Below are 577 nucleotides of genomic sequence, written 5' to 3'. Positions count from 1 at the left end.
GCGACAGCACTTGGATCGGAGCAACCATAACATCCGAGGCATAGACTGCGGCAGGGCCAACGCAGCAAAGCGAGCACAAGGGAGCGTTCGCTACGGGTGCGCACGATATCGAGGATCACTTCCACACAGCCGAGTACGGCGGCAGCGCGACGACCCACCGCAACCCCTACGCCCATCCGGTCCGCCTCAACGGGCAGATCCTGGCGGGCGACGCCGCCGACAACCATGCCGGCTACAACAGCGGCGGCGTCGCCAACATGTTCAACAACGGCAGCGCGGACTTTCATATTTGACAGGCTACTGAACGAAGGGACAGCGCTGGGCGTGACGTGGGAATTGGATGGGCCCGCAGCTGACGGGGCCTGTCGCAAGCCGTACCGGTAAGGCACAGGCGGAGGCTTGATGTGCTTGCGGAAAGCTCCCAGCTGCTTCTGCATGAGGGAAATGTAGGCCAGAACCCAGCGGTTCAGGGTGCTATCGTCCACCTCCAGAGTGCGTTCTGGGAATAGCTGCCCCATGTCGCGGTGTCGCGGTAGCTCAGCGAGTAGCGCAGGTACCAGGCGACAGCCTGCACGAT

General features: G+C 62.7%; 1 pseudogene. It reads right to left on the bottom strand.

The annotated features are described in order from the left end of the window. Window positions 1-407: 407 nt before the first annotated feature. Window positions 408-577 (bottom strand): annotated as a pseudogene (locus MKK60_RS19325) (IS6 family transposase); the annotation flags it as partial.

Source organism: Methylobacterium sp. J-092, assembly GCF_022829325.1.
Lineage (GTDB): Bacteria > Pseudomonadota > Alphaproteobacteria > Rhizobiales > Beijerinckiaceae > Methylobacterium.
This window is presented reverse-complemented; position numbering and strand designations above follow the sequence as displayed.